Raw genomic sequence first — 17,102 nt, 5'->3', positions numbered from 1 at the left:
CGAACAGGAACAGGATGTGGTCGTATCCCGTCACCATGTGCTTGGCGCCGAGATAGATGAAGGGCAGCAGATTGATGCCCGTGATCTCCTGGATATAGCCCTTGTCGCCTTCGGCAACGGCATGGGCGAGGGCAACCGCCCCAAGCAATGGAAGGGTCAGGAGAGCAATGAGCATAGGAAGGGCCAACCGCCAGCGCGCGCAAGGCGTGCGTGGCGGACCCTCGTAGAAGGATCCTTGCATGAGAATTCCAATCGTCGTCGTTGAGGATGGCCGCGCGTGCGGCCGCGATCATGCGATGACGATCTGCCTGGGAGGGCGCTCAAGCCGGAAACGGATTTTGAGGTCGGCAAACGAAGGCGGGTAAACCAGCCAGCTCCGGCCTATCGGCGGTGCTGGCTGCGCGAAGCCCGGAAGCGTGCTCGCCGTCTCATGGGTGTGGTCGGCCGGATTGTGGCCGTGGGTATGACCAAAGCTCTGCTCATCGGCTTCGCCATCGTCATGGCTGTGGCCGTGTTTTTCGATCTGTGCTGCCAGCTCTGCGTGACGCGCTGCCTCGGCGGCAGCGAGCGCCATCGGGCTATGCGAGGCCGAACCACCCATTGGGGAGACCAGCACGCCGAGAGTCATCGCGAAAGCGACGATGAGACGAAAGGCTATGCTATGGATCCAATTCGGCATGCTTAACGATTATTCTCTAAAATCCTAACGAATGGTTGCGTGCACCAGAATCGAGGCCACTTTGAGGCTTGGAATATCCTCTCTGGGGGGATAGCATCAAGGTATGAATGAGCGTCCCCACGTCCACGAAACCCATCCTGCCATCATCAAGCGGCTGAAGCGCGCCGACGGCCATCTGCGCGGGATCGTCGAGATGATCGAGGCCGGTCGACCGTGCCTCGACATCGCCCAGCAACTTCATGCCGTGGAGAGGGCCATCGCCCAGGCCAAGAAGACGCTGATCCAAGACCACCTCAACCACTGCCTTGAGGACGTCGTCGGACCGCTGGCGCTCGAGCAGCGCCGCTCGATCGACGAGTTCAAGGATATCACCAAATACCTGTGAGAAGCGCCATGATGGACAAAGTTCGCGATTGGTTCGGATTCGGCCCGATGACGCACGGCATGGGCGGCCACGGACATGATCACGGCGAGGGCGGCCATGGTCACACCCATGGCGTCATCGACCCGACGATCGCCACGACGACGCGCGGCATCTGGGCGATCAAATGGTCATTCGTCGTTCTGGCCATCACGGCGGCGCTTCAGCTCGTGGTCGTGTTCCTCTCCGGCAGCGTGGCACTGCTGGCCGACACGATCCACAATGTCGGCGACGCGGTCACCGCTATCCCATTGTGGGTCGCCTTCATGCTGGCCCGTCGCAAACCGAGCGAGACGTTCACCTACGGGCTGGGCCGCGTCGAGGATCTGGCCGGCATTCTGATTGTCCTCATCATCCTGTTCAGCGCCATCGTTGCCGGCTACGAGGCGATCGACAGGTTGATCAATCCGCAGCCGATCGCATTTCTTGGCTGGGTCGCCATAGCCGGCATCATAGGTTTCTTAGGCAACGAGGCCGTCGCTGTGTTCCGTATCCGTGTCGGCCGCGAGATCAACAGCGCGGCGCTGATCGCGGATGGTTACCATGCCCGCACCGACGGCTTTACCAGTCTGGCGGTCGTGCTTGGCGCTATTGGCGTGTGGCTAGACTTTCCGCTTGCCGATCCGATCATCGGACTGTTGATCACGCTGGCGATCTTCGCCATCGTATGGCAGTCGTCGAAAGCCGTGTTGACCCGCATGCTCGACGGCGTCGAGCCTGGCATCGTCGATGAAATCCATCATGCCGCCAAGCATGTATCCGGCATCGAGCGTGTCCAAAGCGTGCAGGCGCGCTGGATCGGCCACCGCCTGCATGCCGACGTGGCCATCAGTGTTCCGGAGATGGCGACGGCCAACGACGTGCTGGGTGTAACTGAAGCCCTCAAACAGGAGCTGTTCGCCCACTTGCCGGCGTTGGCCGAAGCCAACGTTCGCTTGGTGAGCCCGGCCGTCACTGGCGCGGAAACCTCTCATGCTCACCATCATGCGCCGGAGCCCTTCAAGGTCGCCTGTGATCTGGCTGAAGGGACATTGGAAATCGTCGATACACCGGCTGGCGAGCGGATGCGTCTGACGATCGACCGGCATGCCGACGATTTGACGGCGACGGTGATCATCGACCGGCCAGAGGGGCCGGAGACGTTGCACCTCGATCCTGTCGCCGACAATCATCATCGCCTTGAGAGCACAGTCACCCCTGCCGAGCCGCATGAATTCGAGGCAAGACTGGTCCTGAAGGCCAAGGATCGCGAACAGGTGCTACCGTTCAAGATGGTCGAACCAGAAGGTCACCATCATTAGGTCGACAGACAGATACGCTGTTCAATGACCGATCTCGCAGCCTACGCTGGTCTTTTCCTGGCAGCCTTCATCGCCGCGACGATCTTGCCGATGCAATCGGAAGCGGTGCTGATCGGGCTCTTGCTTGCGGATTATTCGCCCTGGTTGCTAGTCGGAGTCGCGAGCGTCGGCAACGTGCTTGGGTCGGTGATTAACTGGTTGCTCGGCCGAGGCATTGAGCGCTTTCGGGACCGGCGGTGGTTTCCGGCGAACCAAACGCAACTAAACCGCGCACAAGTGTGGTATCGCCGTTACGGGAAGTGGTCGCTTCTGCTGAGTTGGCTGCCAATTGTCGGTGATCCGCTGACCGTCGTCGCGGGCGTCCTGCGCGAGCCTTTTCGGGTTTTCCTCTTGCTGGTCACTGCGGCCAAGGTCGGCCGTTATCTTGTTCTTGCCGCCATGACGCTGAGCGTGATTTGATCTTGAGGGCCCACCTTAACCGCATGTCCCATTTCGGCCTGCTTGCAATGCCAGACGTGCTGCCTGACCGGAAACGATGAAGTGCGAGTGAAAATGCGACTGACGGGCATGGTATCAGGCGTCGCGCTGTTGCTCGCTTCCGCCGCGGCGGCGAGTGCCCATCCCCATGTCTTTGCCGAAGCGAAGCTGGACATGACCGTCGGTCAAGACCGCACGGTCAAATCACTTCGGCATCTCTGGCGTTTCGACGACCTCTTTTCCAGCACTGTGCTGATGGAATTCGACAAGAATTCCGACCTTGTTCTTGATACAAAAGAACTCGATGAGGTTGCTCTCACCGTCCATGCGTCGCTGGCCGGGTACAACTACTTTCAGATGGTGACCTTGAACGGCAAGGACGTGACGATGGCGCCGCCACCGAAGTTCAGCGTCAGCTTTGAGAATGATCAGCTCGTTGTCCAGTTCGAAACGCAGCCGAAGGACCCGTTGGCTCTTGCTGGAAAAGTCAGCATCGGCGTCTATGACCCGACCTTCTACACGGCGATCGATTTTACCGACGACGACAAGATTGCTGTGGCTGGCCTGCCTGTAGGCTGCTCACGCGCGGTCGTCCGTCCAGATCCGGACACGGCCATCGCACAGAACCAGAAAAGCCTGACAGACGCGTTCTTCAGTGACCCAACAGGGACCGATCTCGGCAAGATTTTCGCGACACGCCTCGAATTGACCTGCGGCTGACCCGGAGCCGGTTCGATGGCCATGTTCCAGACGCTGGTCGACTTCCAACGCACGATCTACCTGGCGCTGGCCGAGCAGATCAAACTGCTTTCGGCCGGCGGCGATTGGCTGGCCTTCACGGCCTTTCTGCCGATGGGCGTGTTATTCGGTGCAGCGCATGCGCTGACGCCGGGTCACAGCAAAGCCCTACTGGCCACGTATTTGGCCGGTTCGGACGCAAAGGTTTCGCGCGGTCTTCGGGTATCACTGACACTTTCCTTCACGCATGTGACGATTGCCGTGCTGATCGCGGCGCTCTCGCTACCGTTGGTGTCTATTGCCCTGGGCAGTGTTGGCCGCGCGCGGCTACTAGAAGACGTCAGTCGCGGGCTGCTTGGACTCATAGGCGTCTGGATGCTCTGGCGCGCATTGAGCCACGGCCATCACCACAAGCATGAGGGCGAGGCCGTCGGCGTCATGGCCGGCTTGATCCCATGCCCGCTGACGCTTTTCGTGATGACCTTCGCAATATCCAGAGGCGTTCCGCTCGCCGGTATCCTGTTTGCAATCACCATGATGGCCGGCGTGGCGCTGACGCTGTCTTGCGTTGCGGTGTTGTCGATCCTGTTTCGGGAGCGCCTAGTGCATTTCTTCGACAGCCGGCCACGCCTGTTCGATGCCATTTCGCGGACGATCGAAGGCGCTGCCGGAATTGTTCTAGCCGGCGTAGCGGTCTGGCAAATCACTTCTTCCTAACGCTGTCCAAAGCCAGAGTCCCCGCGTCGGGGCAGCAGCTCCGCGTGATAATTCTGAGCCCAATGCGGTTGCGCAATAGCGCCAAATACGCTTCACAGATCCCGCCAGTCAGATCCAGCAGAGGATATCATGCCGGCGGACGATGGTAGTCTACGCGACATTCTTGGAATTCTGTTGGTTCTAGTACTCGTTGGCGCAAATGGCTTCTTTGTCGCTGCGGAATTTGCGTTGGTGGCGGTCAGGCGGAGCCGAGTCGACGAACTTGCTACCGCTGGACGCTTGAATGCCGGGCTGCTTCAAAGAGCCTTGGCGAATCTCGATGCCAATCTTGCCGCGACCCAGCTGGGTATCATTTCGTCGCTGGCGCTTGGCTGGGTTGGCGAACCTGCACTCGCCCATCTGATCGAGCCACTGCTGGTCGGAGCGATGGGGTCTCTTGCCACCGCCGGATCCCATATAATCGCCGTAGCAATTGCTTTTATTATCATCACTGCTCTCCACATCGTTCTGGGCGAGTTGGCGCCGAAAAGCCTGGCGCTTCAGCGTAGCGAGGGCACGGCACTCTGGGTGGTGCGGCCGCTAGGCCTGTTCCTGTTCCTGCTCAGGCCGGCGATCCTCGCTTTGAACGGTCTTGGCAATCTGGTGTTGCGTCTCTGAGGATTGCGGCTAGGGACGGGCGAGGAGTCCCTGCATTCGCTTAGAGCTGAAGCTGCTTGTCGCGGCGAGCCAGGAGGCAGGGCTGCTTCACCAGACCCAGCAGGAGCTCGTCGAGCGCGTCTTCAACATTGGCGATCGGCGCATCGCCGATATCATGACGCCGCGGCGCGATATCGACTGGATCGGCGTGTCGTCCGCAAACAGCCCGGAAGGTAAAGACCTGTTTCGCAAGGCACAGCTCACCTCGAACCTGCAACTCAATTGGGCCGACGGGATGCAGGGCGCTGGCCCACCGTCTGAGCAGGTCGTTTGCAATGCGTTGCTAGCCCCACAGGGTCTTTGGCGGTGGCGGATCACCCTCAGGATTATCCAAATCGTCTGGGTCGGGAAAGAGATTTTGCTCGCGCAGGTTCGAAGTCAGCACATCAAGTTGGTTCTGCGCTTCGATGTGAGCCAGCCGCTGTTTGGCCCATTCGATCAATAGCCGCGGCCGGGAACGGGTATCTGATAGCGAGCACAAGTCTTCGCCAGCCCTCGTCCGATATGTCGAACCGCTCAGCAAGCGTGACGATAGGGGTCGACCAAACGAGGTCATACAATTCTTGGCGGGTGAAGGTGTGCGGCATTTTTGGCTTGGGGACGGATTCGGTGGGTGAGACAACCCAGTCGCTAGGCCGCTCAAAGTCAAGCAAGCGATGCGCATTTCCCGCGCCTGACGCACGTGGCGTTTCCCTGTTGGACTACTTTCATTTCCCTGTTAGGGCGAATAGGGAATTCCTGGACAACGCGTTGAAACTACTGTGAGATTTCAGGCCGGAATTGGCTCGGCCGCTCAAAATCGCCAGAAATTCGCTGTTTTTCGGGCTCTAATAGGGAAAATCAGACAGAGACTGGTTCGCCAATGACTGCCTGCACCACCATAACCATTGATTTCATTGATAAAAATATGCCTCGGTCCAAAACGTTTTGGACCCATTGTGGGCCCCAAAAAAAGGGCCGCTGATATGGCCACGCTGCGCATGGTCGGTTGATTTCACTTACTTGACGACGCGCAGGGCCGCTCGCTGCTTCATCGCATCGCGTTTGGCCTCGCGCTCATTGATGGCGCGGGCTATGTCGACAGCCATTCGCTTCTTGTTGGCCTCTCGGACATATTCGTCCGTCACCGTCATGGAAGAATGCCCCATCGCCTCCATGATAGCGCGCGCTTGGATGTTGCATTCGGCGAGATACGTGCCGAAGGTACGGCGTAGCCCGTGCAGAGTGTAGCCCTCCGGAATGCCGGCCTGCTTGTGCCAATGTGCCATCATGCCGGTGAGACTCTTTTCCGCGAATGGGTGCCCATAGGCATTCTTCAGCACCGTGCCGCCTTTCGAACGATCAAGCGGCGCCAATAAACATCTCGCGCCCGCCGTGATGGTTGCGGTTTTTCTTCTGCCGGAAATCGAAGGCCTCGATCACCTCTAGAGACCCGTCGAACAGTTCGATCTCCTCGAAAACCAAATCGTCCCATTCCAACGAGGCGATATCGCCTCGACGGTTGCCGAGCCAGAACGCGAGCGCGTAGCAGGTGCGGGGCGGGGAGCCAATCGGATGGCGCGCCTCGAACTTTTCCCGAATGGGGACCCGCCACGCGGGATTGGCGGTCGATTAGGAATCCGGACGTGGATCGACAGTGAGGATTCGTTCTGCGGTTTGATCCATTTCTCAATTTCGATCCCCACCCACAAGAGCTTCTTGATTGCGACCAGCAGGTGCTTGGCAACCGTCCTGTTGGCGGCAAAGACGCTTTCTATAATCGAACGCAGATGGTCGGCGTCGAGATGTTCGACGGGCGTATCGCGCCAAGTTAGCGGACAGGCAGGATCGACCTGCATCCGAAGGAAGCGTTCAATAAGACGGGCATTCTTCCGCTGCGTCGCTTCGTCAAAGTCCAGCCATTCCATCGTCGCTTCAAGCCGCCGCGCAGCATGACCGAATGTCTTTGGCAACGCCCGACCGGGTAGGTCGATAATAGCTGCCTTGAGGCCCTGGCCTTGCGTCGCCTTTTCGTAGGCAGCCTCGAATTCCGGATCGCCGGGCTGACCTGGGAGGCGGATTTCAGGCATTCCCTTTGCACGATAGCGATAGACTGTCTTTCCATGACATCCCCTACGAGTTGCGCGCCGGTTCCAAGGAAACAGGCCTTAATGAGGCCGTACTGGAGATCGGTGCAGTCCTGGAACTCGTCCAAGAATACCTGGCTGTATGTTTCCTCAGCGCGTTCCGCGCGATCACGCTGCCCTCGACGATCGTCTTCGCAAGAGGGATCATGTCCCTGAATGTAATCGACTGGCCCTGGATGCGAGCCGGCCCGACGGAGAAGTCCGCAGCCAGTACGTCCTGCCCGGTGAGCGCGAGGCGGAACTGCTGGATTATGCGGAGCACGAAGCGATGGAATGTGAAGCTGTCGAAGCGTTCCCCAAGCTGGTGGCCGCACCGGCGCCTTACGCGCGCCTTGAGGTTCGTGCTGGCATCGACCTTGAAGGAGATCGCAAGGATACGCTTTGGGTATCTGCAGCTTCGCGTCCGCAGGAGAAAGTCGGCGCGTTGCGAGCATCTCCGTCTTGCCGGCTCCCGGTCCGGCAGTGAGCGCTAGGTTGGCTTCGGTCTCTGTTGCTGCCTCTAGGGCATTGGGCTCCAGAACGAACCCGTCCGAAGGTTTCCAATGTTCCGCACGGATCATTCAGGAAGATTTCCCAGCATCGTCCTCACGCGTTCGAGAGCCGATCGAGGAGCTGGCGAAACGGCCGGAGGTGCGCTTTCGCACGCGCTCTTACGAAACGGTGCGCTCGGCCGTCGCATCCGGCTTCGGCATGGCCGTCCTCAACATGCGGCCTATCGGTCGCGCCACCGCCGATGGGGAGGAGATCGTTCGAAGACCAATCCTCGATGAACTGCCGCCACCGACGCTGATCGTCGCCGACATGAACAATCGAGTGGGAATGATTCAGGCCCACTCAAACGTCGATTGGCTTTGATGAACCTTCGCATATCGCCCACCCGGATTTCTAGGTACCACCATCAGAGCAATAAGGCTCACGGTGGTGCTTTTTAATGCCCAATGCGATGGAGAAAAGGCAATTTCCTGCCATGAAGCCTTCAATTGTCCTGAGGTATCTTTCAGGAGGCAATTGCTATGTTGTCGGCGTCGCCCTTAAAGCACTGAAAAGAACTATAAGCTGGCTGACCGTGACGGCATCTACGTCCGCGTCATGTCCAGGGGCGCGATCTAGGCAGATACGGCCGAGACGATCGCTCGCGGAGATCCGATGTCGCGCGCTATGGTACTTCGCTTACCCAAACGGATATGACTCTTGGGATCTGATTCCCCTGCGATAGTCCGGCCAGTCCAGAATGAGGCGGGCTATCTTGATTTCTTGGCTCCAATGACTGAGTACCCGCGCCTTGCCTACAGCATGAAAGCCGTTCGCAAGGCAGGCGACCGGCTGGCAAAACCTATTCAGTTCGGACGAGACATCACTGTCGGCCAGTATGTGGACGCACTCGAAATCTTCTCAATCGCCAATAGCTGGCGCGACTCGCACTTTCTGCCGATGCGCAGCGTTCGGTTCTCTGTCGGTCATCACATAAGAGCCCTGCGACTGGAGGGCGACATGGCATCCCGGCCGAAGCGCATGGCATCCATTCGTCGGAAGCTTCGAGAGTCCACCACCAATTTGGACACCATGAACGACATCGGCGGTTGCCGAGCGATCATGGCCGATATCAAAGGTGTTCGCTCGCTTCTCGCATCGATGCGAGACAAGTTCCCCCATGAGATCCACTCTAGGGAGTTTAACTATATCGATGAGCCGAAGCCGGACGGGTATCGAAGTCACCATATTGTTTTCAAATACCGACCCAGAGATGCCGACACCGAGGCTTTCGACGGACGACGCATCGAGTTGCAAGTTCGTACCAAGCTTCAGCACTCATGGGCAACTGCGGTTGAGGCTGTCGGGCTATTCCGGGGCCAGGATTTGAAGCACGGAGAGGGCGACCAGGATTGGCTTCGCCTTTTCCAGCTTATGTCGGCGGAATTCGCGCACGTTGAGCAGTGCCCCGTTCATGTAAGTGTTCCGGATCACAATGACCGGGTTCGAGAATTGCAGGATCTCAACAAGCGTATAGATGCGATCGGCATACTAGAAAAAATCAATAATACTACTCACTGCCCAGAAAACTTCGTACATAAAGCAGCCAAAACTCGATACTATTTGCTTCAATATGGAAAAGATCATAAATTGTCCATCGAGCCGTTCTGGGCGCTTATATTAGGTGCGCGAAAACTGAAAGAGATCGAGCAAAAAATCGAGCTAAGGGGCAGTGAGGTGAAGGCTGTCTTGGTCGAGGTAGATAAGAAAGAAAAGCTTGTGGAAATGTATCCGAATTACTTCGGAGACGTTTACTTATTTGCTCGTAATCTGAAATCCATCTGCACGGGAAAAGCGGCTATCGAATACAGTTAGCCTGCACAGGTGGTAGCTCCGAACCCTACGAAAGGCCCTATTATGGTTCGGCTTAAGCGCCGTCGCTCGCTTCCGTGTGAAGTAACCCGAGGCGAGGCGCTTGCCGACGATACCATCGAGGCTGCGACCGGCCCGTGCATCGTCGTTCATGCCAGGGGCTACGCGTGAATTATGGCGGAAGTCATATTCGGAGAGGTCGCGGTGCAGATGCTTTTTTGCGCAAGGCTGATAGGTGCCACGCATGCCGCGCTTGAAGATGCTGATGCGCCGGGTATTTTGGCAGTGTTTACTCAGCCGCCGGGGCAGGTCATTCCGATCTCGGGGTGACATCGGGCGATCGCAGCAGTCTGGCGAGTGCGGAGCGTTTCGTCGATCTTGCGCACGTGAGCGGGACCGATGACCGTGACAAAGTTCACCGTTTAATCGAGCATGGCCTCGACGGTGGCGACAAAGTCGTCGAGCGAGCGATCCCCGCGAATCTCGATGCGTGGAAGATCGATGGGATCGCAATTAAGGTCCGCCGGCCCGTGTCTGCTGCCGAAGCCGATCCGATAGCCGGACTCCTTGGCCAGTCTGCCGAGCCGTCGGTCGGTGACAGAGAAGGGTGCCGCGAACGCCGAGGTTGGCCGACCGGTCCAACGTTCGATGAACATACGAGAGCGCAGCAGTTCGGCGGCCAAGTCAGAGCTCGACAGACCATCGATCGCGCGATGCGTCGCGAGATGGCTTCCGAAGAACGCACCTTCGGCGGCGAGCCGCCGCACCGTCCCGGCATCCATAAGCTGCGTCGGCGGACCGTTTTCGGCATCCCACTGCGCGCTTTCACCCACCAGGTCAGTCACCAGGAACACTTCCGCGGTCAGGTCGTTCGCGCGCAAGGTTGGCCAGGCTTGGTCGGCAAAATTCTGGAAACCGTCATCGAAGGTGATGAGCACTGGGCGGCCAGCGAAAGGCTGACGGTTGGCGATGGACCGTTCCAGTTGCTCGGACGTGGTCGCGTGAAAGCCATTGGCGCGCAGCCATGCCATCTGGCTGGCGAATGCGGCGGGCGTTAGCCGAAAACGGGCGAGGGCAGCCGGACCTTCTTCGGCGACGCTGTGGTACATGAGGACAGGGATACGTGGCCGCCGCTCGCTGCGCGCGACGTCGCGGCGCAAGGCCCGCGCCCCGCCCCAGACGATATTTCGGGCGACCCCGAGTCCGATGGGCGCGCGGATCGGCGCATGATCAATCCTCGGTTCCGTCACTACATCGTGCGGTGACAGGCGGCGGAAGCGGTCTATGCGATAGAGCTTGGTCTGGATCGACTGCTCGAGGACGAGACCTTCGGTCGCTGCGAGCGCCTCTGAGATCGCTTGTGCCCCGAATGTGTTCCAGTCGAACCCCGTCCTTTCAACATTGTCACGCAGCACGAATGCGTGGGCGCTGATGAAACTGCCGCCAGGCGCCAACGCCTCTGCGAATTTTTTGGCAATGCGCCGCAACTCGGCGAGATCATCCAGATAGTAGAGCACTTCCGAACAGAAGATCAGATCCATTTCACCCGGCAGCGTGTCTGCGGAGAAATCCAGTACGCCGAATTCGACGTTCGGCTGATCGCTGCATCGCGCGCGGGCCCGTCCCACGGCTATGGCGGAGATGTCGGTTGCGGTCAGATGGCCCACTCGCGGCGCCAGCTGCCGCGTGAAGTGGCCCTCCGCGCAGGCGAGCTCAAGTGCCCGTCCGATGGGACCCGCAGGCAGAATCTCGAGTTGCCGCTCATATTTTTCCTGCTCATAGGACGAACTGTAGTTCCAGGGATCCTCGGTCGTGAAATAGCCATTCCAGAACAACGTGCGATTCTCGTCGTGCCTGGGCCGTGCACGGCGCGGCGCGGCAGAAGGCTCCGCAGGTTCGGCGCTCGACCGGACCAACTCCCGCGCTTGCGCAGCCAATCTCGCGAGTTTGCCGAAATGGCTGTCCGGATCAGGCTCGCGTTCGGCTGTGCCTGACAATGCCCGGGCTGGAAGCGTGTTCGGAGTGTTGGCGCCAGCCTCCTTTTGCGGTGCGAAATTCCGGATCAGTTCAATCCAATGATCCCTTGTCACTGTCCCGAGCACGCCGAATTGTACGACGGCCTCGATGTGGCCATCCATCATCAGGTAGGCATAGATTTGGTCGATTCCTTCCGGCAGTTCGGTCGAGGTCGGATTTCGAGCGTCGACGCGGATTCCAAGTGTTCGCGCCAGCCTGCGCGGCGCGCCAAGATCGTCGGCGTCGAGAAGCATTTGCTCAAGCTGATACTGGATGCGGCGAGCCGCTGCGGGATTGTCCCAGACCTTGCCGAGTTCGGTAATCAACTCGGTGATGGCGCGGCCGAACCTTCCCCACCTGGCAGCCAGTTGCGCCGGCACAGACAGGCTTCCCACCGCAAGGCCGTTGATGGCTACCTTGGCGATCTCACTCGCCCACTTGCGTCCGGCCGGAAGCGCGCGCAGGGACTGCGGGTTGATCGAGCCCGAGCCGCCGCCGCAATCCGACGCGGCGTTCCAAAATGCGAACCACGCGAGTGCTTCGGAAGCGGTGCGGCCATCCGCCGAGTTCGCTCCGTTGGCGTGGATAGTCACCGGGTGTTTGACTCTGGAGTCGGCAGAGAAGCCACGGGCGATGACGATTTCCGCGTCGGCCAGCATCTGAGATGAATTGCGGGTGAGCGAGTTGGGGCTAGCCCGGTAGAAGGCGAGCGGCTCGTCGACCATTACCCAATTTCTGCCGAGACGGGCGAGGCGCTGCCACAGATCCCAGTCCTCGCATGTGCGCAGCGACACATCGAAACCGCCCAACTCGACGATTGTCTCCCGGTCGAGCAGCAGCGCGTGGGTGGCGATGGCACACCGGCGGGCAAATGTTTCAAAGGGCTGGATCGCAACCTCTGACGAGATGCTCAACCAGATAAGTTCGCCATCGGGCATCACGCATTGGGAGCCGCAATAGGCGGCCACTGAATCGGGCGCAGCCTCCAGTGCGGCTAGCATTTTCGCGAGGAAGCTGGCGTCTACCCAATCGTGCGCATCCAGAAACATGAGCCAGTGGCCGCGCGCCGTCGAAATCCCGCTATTGCGCGCGCCGGCGGGGCCACGGGCGCAAGAATTCAACGTCCGAAATCGGGAATCTTGTTCCACATAACTGGCAATGATCGCGGGGGTGCGGTCCGTGGAGGCGTCGTCGACGATGATCGCCTCCCAATCCACGATTTCCTGATCGAGAAGGCAATCGAGTGCGCGCGCCAGCGTCACCTCTGCGTTGTGCGCAGGAACCACGATTGAAACCAATGGATTATGCGCCATGCCGTCTTACCCAAGCCTGGTTCGAAGGTACAAGAGCCCCGAGACATAGCCGGCGGTTTCCCGCCAAAGGAAACGGTCACCGAGGATGCTGCGTCCAAACAGTCTCCCGTAAACTCTTCCGAGCCGTCGCGCCGCCATTTGGCTGCAGTGCGAGCTTGCTCCTGTCGTGCTAGCGACATTAGAAGCCTGGCGCAGCATTTCATCCGTGCCGCCGAGATCGGACGCCGGCTGTCGCAGATGCACGTCAAAACCAAGCATGCCGCATACTCATGTCGATCCCTGAAATCGGCACCATGACCACAAGCTGCGGTCCCTGGCACCTGGCTATGGCAAACTGCCGTCCTTTGCAATCGACGACGCAGCAATGCAAGCCCACTGAAGCTTTGGTTGAATGACTGCCAGCTATTGGGACCTATTGCTCTCTCCTATCGACCGAAACACCTCGATTCCGGGCTGCATTCTTGATCGGCGATTCCTCGTGTAAGAAGAAGATTCTCCTTCTACTGTTGAGATCGCGCCGGAAGCTGATGGTGGCAGTATATAGCGGAGCGAGAGCCAATATGCTGCTCACTGGAACAGCTATTTTAGCAATTTCTAATGAAAACTCATTACTTACGTCTGTCTAAATAGATATACATAATGCCATTGTATCACTCGGCTTCATAGTAGATTTCGCTCGATAACCAATTAGATTAAACGGCTATGGTTGCTATCACAGAGAGGGGCGAGAGCAACACCTAGCGGTACTGGTGCTTTTTCGGCCGGTCCAAGACGTGTAAAAAGAGCACGCAAATTGGCTTTCGCCAAGAAGATTCCGGCTTGCAGGTCGCGGATTTTGCTGGCATCTTCACCTGTTTATGGGTCTCTGCACTGTGGCAGGTGGTTCAAATAGAGGGGTATAAGGATGGCCAAGGAATCTTCGAGTACTTCGAGTGCCGTTTCCTCCGCAAACAAGGCGGACGCAAATTTGATCGGTAATGCAGACGGAAGCGGGCTGAACTTCATGGCGGCCCAGGTTCGCGAAAACGGGGGCGCCGGCGACGCCGTAGGTGTCGACAAGATACGCGATCTGCTGTTCGGCAACCAGATGCAGGACTATGACCGCCGTTTTTCCAAGCTTGAAGAACGGGTGTTGCAGCGCTTCAAGGATGTCGAATCCGAAGCCAAGCGCAATCTTGAGATGTACGAGTCAAATGCAAAGAAGCAGATCGATTCGCTCGCGGCGCAATTGCGGAACGAAAAAGACTCACGAGCCGATGCCGACAAGGAGATTGACCGGAATCTTCGCGAGCAAAACCAGGCACTTGAAAAGCAGGTGCGTGCGTTGTCGGATCAATTGAGCGCGCTTGAGCGGGACGTTTCGGACCGGATAAATCGAAACGATCATTTGTTGCGTGAGGAAATTAAGCAGAAGAATGAAGGCGTTCAGATGCTGATAGAGAAAATGTTTGCCGATCTCAGCAACGTTAAGACCGACCGAAATCTTTTGGCTGGCCTGTTTGTAGAGGTTGCGAAATGTCTGAATCAGGATCCCGTCGGCAGCAAGGGCAACTCGGATCGTAGCTGGAAAGTGAGTTGATGGGACCTTGACGTCAACCGTCGACCCAATCAGTCTTCCACAAAGAACAGCCTCGAACGATACAGAAATTGATCGCGAGGCTCTGGCTCGTCTTTTGGTCGAAATTGCCCGGAACGTTGATCCGGACTATCGTGCGCGTTTCGACGGAGTTCCAACCGCCGATCCTCGCATGGAAACGCTGCGCCAGTTGCTGGTCAGCCGCGAAATTTCGGAGCTTTCACGAGTTACGCATCTGCTGGACGAACCCGAGCAGCTTGCGGCAGCGGTGGGCGATGTTCTTCCCATTGCGGTCGCGCGAGCGACTCATGCGCAGCTCGGCGAGGCGCTTGCGCCAGCTGTCGAACGGGCTGTGCAACGGTCAATCCAGAAGAGCCCGCGCACGCTGACGGATATATTATACCCGGTGTTTCTGCCGGCAATCCGCAAGTCGATCGGGGAAAAGATCGACCAGACATTTCAGTCACTGAATGAAACTTTAAGACATATATTTACCTGGCATGGGCTCAAGTGGAGATTTGAAGCTTGGAGGACAGGTGCGAGCTTCTCGGAAGTTGTCCTAAAGCATTCTCTTATCTATCGTGTAGAGCATGCCTTTCTCATTAATCGTAATTCCGGGCTTTTGATAGCGCATGTAGCTGCCGACAATGCGACGAGCGAAGATCCCCAGCTGATTTCGTCGATGCTTAGTGCAATTCAAGATTTTGTGAAAGATTCATTCAACGAGAGAGAGCAGAGCGGCCTGGACACTATCCGTTTTGGCGACCTTCGTCTCTGGTCGGAAGTTGGACCGTTTGCGACCCTGGTTTCGGTGATCCGGGGAAATCCGCCAGAGGAATTGCATGAAATAGTTCGCGATGTATTGCTTCGCATCCATGAGGAATGCTCACAGGCTTTAGTAGAGTTTGACGGCGACAGTTCGCAGTTGGCCGGGGTAGAGGCGCAATTGCGGACCTGCGTGGAGCAGAAGCAGGAGGAATCAAACGAGGGATTTCCGTGGCTGGTGGCCGCCGTGGCCCTGCTGTTTTTGATTCTGGCAGGCGGTTGGTTCTTTCTTTCCTGGCAATCCGGGCAGCGCTGGCAGGCTTATGTGTCGCGCTGGCAGGCCTACGTGTCGCGACTGGAGGCCCAGCCGGGCATCATCGTTGCCGAACAACAGGCGCGCGACGGCCAATTCTATATTGCCGGCCTAAGAGACCCGCTTGCCGCCGACCCACAGTCGCTGTTGTCTGGAACGCAGGTCGATCCCGCCCGGGTTCATTCGCAGTGGCAATTCTATCAGAGCCTTCAACCGGAGTTCGTGCTGAAGCGGCTGAAGGCGTCGCTGGCTCCGCCGGATTCAGTACGACTATCAATCGACAATGAGCGCATCGTTGCCGAGGGTGAGGCTCCCGACACCTGGATAGATCGGGCGCGTGCAGCGGCCCGACAGCTTTCGGCAGGCGGACCGGAATTCGACATCTCCAAGGTTCGTGACGTAAGCCCCGAAGTACTCGAGGCGAAGCGCTGGCAGGCCTACGTGTCGCGACTGGAGGCCCAGCCGGGCATCATCGTTGCACAACAAAAAATACGCGATGGCCGATTCTATATTGCCGGCCTGAGAGACCCGCTTGCCGACGACCCGCAGTCGCTGTTGTCTGGAACGCAGGTCGATCCCGCCCGGGTTCATTCACAATGGCAATTTTATCAGAGCCTTGAGCCGGAGTTCGTGTTGAAACGGCTGACGGCGTCGCTGTATCCACCGGATACAGTACGACTTTCGATCGTCAATAATCGCATCATTGCCGAGGGCGAGGCTCCCGACACCTGGATAGATCGGGCGCGCGCAGCGGCCCGACAGCTTTCGGCAGGTGGACCGGAATTCGACATTTCCAAGGTTCGTGATGTGAGCCCCGAAGCACGCGCGGCGGAGCACTGGCAGTATTATGTGTCGCGACTTGAGGCCCAACCGGGAATTGTCGTCGCCCAACAATCGACCAGGGGTGGACATTTCTATATTTCCGGCCTGCGAGACCCGCTTGCCGCCGACCCGCAAGCTCTGCTGTCCGGAACGGAGGTCGATCCTGCCCGCGTTCATTCACAGTGGCAATTCTACCAGAGCCTTGATCCGAAGTTTGTGGTGAAGCGGCTGACGGCGTCGCTGACGCCGCCGAAATCGGTCCGACTTTCGATCATCCAGGGTCGCATCGTTGTCGTGGGCGAGGCTCCTGCCGCCTGGATCGACCGGGCGCAGGCCGCCGCTGAACAACTTTCGGCGGACGGAGTGGTTCTGGATGTCTCGCAACTGCGTGAGCTGGACCTTGCAGAGCTCAATCATTTGAGAGAGTCTATCCAGACGACCGACATTTTCTTCTCTTCCGGCAAAGTTGTGCCGGGACCAGAGCAGACGCCGGTTCTCGACAGATTGGCGGATCAAATAAAGGAATTCGCCCAAAATGCCCGCAAGTCAGGCGTAACTGCGCGGTTCATGTTGACCGGCCATTCGGACACCACGGGCCGTGAGACGGCCAACGCGTCGATCAGCGCCGCCCGTGCCGAGACAGTTCGTGCGCTTCTCAACAAGCGCGGCGTCGCCCCGGAACTGCTGCTGGTTCGGGGCGCGGGCACCTTTGAACCGGCGGTGCCTGAAAATAGTCAGGCTGGTAGCTCCACCAATCGCCGGGTTTCCGTTACGGTAAACTTGGACTAGGTGGGAGCCC

Annotated in this window: 15 protein-coding genes and 2 pseudogenes; 10 read left to right on the top strand and 7 right to left on the bottom strand. The window is 58.4% G+C overall.

Features of this window, described 5'->3' with window-relative positions; all coding sequences use genetic code 11:
- On the bottom strand, positions 1-175 hold a 175-nt coding region (locus NKH97_RS28510), incomplete at its 3' end, for a HupE/UreJ family protein (protein WP_502897101.1).
- A 114-nt stretch (positions 176-289) separates the two neighbouring features.
- The gene (locus NKH97_RS28505) at positions 290-574 is read right to left on the bottom strand and encodes a hypothetical protein (RefSeq protein ID WP_127291998.1); all 285 of its coding nucleotides are present in this window, start codon (positions 572-574) and stop codon (positions 290-292) included.
- Positions 575-782: 208 nt separating this feature from the next.
- Here NKH97_RS28505 and NKH97_RS28500 point away from each other — a divergent pair, with 208 nt between their 5' ends.
- The 6 genes and pseudogenes from NKH97_RS28500 to NKH97_RS28475 all read left to right on the top strand — a co-directional run.
- Positions 783-1,064 carry a metal-sensing transcriptional repressor gene (locus tag NKH97_RS28500; protein ID WP_127292000.1) on the top strand — a complete coding sequence of 94 codons (282 nt, stop codon included), beginning with the start codon at positions 783-785 and terminating at the stop codon, positions 1,062-1,064.
- 8 nt (positions 1,065-1,072) lie between these two features.
- Positions 1,073-2,401: a cation diffusion facilitator family transporter gene (locus tag NKH97_RS28495; protein WP_127292003.1), complete on the top strand. Its 1,329-nt coding sequence runs from the start codon at positions 1,073-1,075 to the stop codon at positions 2,399-2,401.
- Between the two features lie 24 nt (positions 2,402-2,425).
- The gene (locus NKH97_RS28490; protein WP_127292005.1) at positions 2,426-2,860 is read left to right on the top strand and encodes a YqaA family protein; all 435 of its coding nucleotides are present in this window, start codon (positions 2,426-2,428) and stop codon (positions 2,858-2,860) included.
- 93 nt (positions 2,861-2,953) lie between these two features.
- Positions 2,954-3,598 carry a DUF1007 family protein gene (locus NKH97_RS28485; protein ID WP_502895378.1) on the top strand — a complete coding sequence of 215 codons (645 nt, stop codon included), beginning with the start codon at positions 2,954-2,956 and terminating at the stop codon, positions 3,596-3,598.
- 21 nt (positions 3,599-3,619) lie between these two features.
- Positions 3,620-4,333 carry a HoxN/HupN/NixA family nickel/cobalt transporter gene (locus NKH97_RS28480; RefSeq protein ID WP_352799223.1) on the top strand — a complete coding sequence of 238 codons (714 nt, stop codon included), beginning with the start codon at positions 3,620-3,622 and terminating at the stop codon, positions 4,331-4,333.
- Positions 4,334-4,462: 129 nt separating this feature from the next.
- Positions 4,463-5,195 (top strand): annotated as a pseudogene (locus NKH97_RS28475) (CNNM domain-containing protein); the annotation flags it as partial.
- A gap of 832 nt (positions 5,196-6,027) precedes the next feature.
- Here the strand turns inward: NKH97_RS28475 and NKH97_RS28465 are convergent.
- From NKH97_RS28465 to NKH97_RS28455, 3 genes are all read right to left on the bottom strand, one after another.
- Entirely contained in the window at positions 6,028-6,351 is a 324-nt protein-coding gene (locus NKH97_RS28465) for a tyrosine-type recombinase/integrase (protein ID WP_245273105.1), read from the bottom strand.
- Between the two features lie 102 nt (positions 6,352-6,453).
- Complete coding sequence (locus NKH97_RS28460; RefSeq protein WP_245273103.1) at positions 6,454-7,098, bottom strand: hypothetical protein; 645 nt, start codon at positions 7,096-7,098, stop codon at positions 6,454-6,456.
- 43 nt (positions 7,099-7,141) lie between these two features.
- A complete protein-coding gene (locus tag NKH97_RS28455) occupies positions 7,142-7,522 on the bottom strand; it encodes a DEAD/DEAH box helicase family protein (RefSeq protein ID WP_352722856.1) in 381 nt (126 codons plus the stop codon).
- A gap of 107 nt (positions 7,523-7,629) precedes the next feature.
- On the opposite strand from NKH97_RS28455, the gene NKH97_RS28450 reads away from it, so the two are divergent.
- Positions 7,630-8,010: a type 2 periplasmic-binding domain-containing protein gene (locus NKH97_RS28450; RefSeq protein ID WP_206638033.1), complete on the top strand. Its 381-nt coding sequence runs from the start codon at positions 7,630-7,632 to the stop codon at positions 8,008-8,010.
- A gap of 336 nt (positions 8,011-8,346) precedes the next feature.
- Entirely contained in the window at positions 8,347-9,501 is a 1,155-nt protein-coding gene (locus NKH97_RS28445; protein ID WP_245273101.1) for a RelA/SpoT domain-containing protein, read from the top strand.
- Positions 9,502-9,594: 93 nt separating this feature from the next.
- On the opposite strand, the pseudogene NKH97_RS28440 reads toward NKH97_RS28445, so the two are convergent.
- Positions 9,595-9,762: pseudogene (locus tag NKH97_RS28440) on the bottom strand (IS1595 family transposase); the annotation flags it as partial.
- Positions 9,763-9,920: 158 nt separating this feature from the next.
- On the bottom strand, positions 9,921-12,827 hold the full coding sequence (locus NKH97_RS28435; protein ID WP_352442499.1) for a trifunctional glycosyltransferase/class I SAM-dependent methyltransferase/polysaccharide deacetylase: 2,907 nt from the start codon (positions 12,825-12,827) through the stop codon (positions 9,921-9,923).
- Between the two features lie 904 nt (positions 12,828-13,731).
- Here NKH97_RS28435 and NKH97_RS28430 point away from each other — a divergent pair.
- Entirely contained in the window at positions 13,732-14,406 is a 675-nt protein-coding gene (locus NKH97_RS28430; protein WP_031212622.1) for a coiled-coil domain-containing protein, read from the top strand.
- Between the two features lie 7 nt (positions 14,407-14,413).
- Positions 14,414-17,092, top strand: coding sequence for an OmpA family protein (locus NKH97_RS28425; protein ID WP_352442500.1), 2,679 nt, complete (start codon positions 14,414-14,416; stop codon positions 17,090-17,092).
- Positions 17,093-17,102: the final 10 nt, after the last annotated feature.

The sequence above is a fragment of the Mesorhizobium sp. M0870 genome, assembly GCF_040319775.1.
Lineage (GTDB): Bacteria > Pseudomonadota > Alphaproteobacteria > Rhizobiales > Rhizobiaceae > Mesorhizobium.
This window is presented reverse-complemented; position numbering and strand designations above follow the sequence as displayed.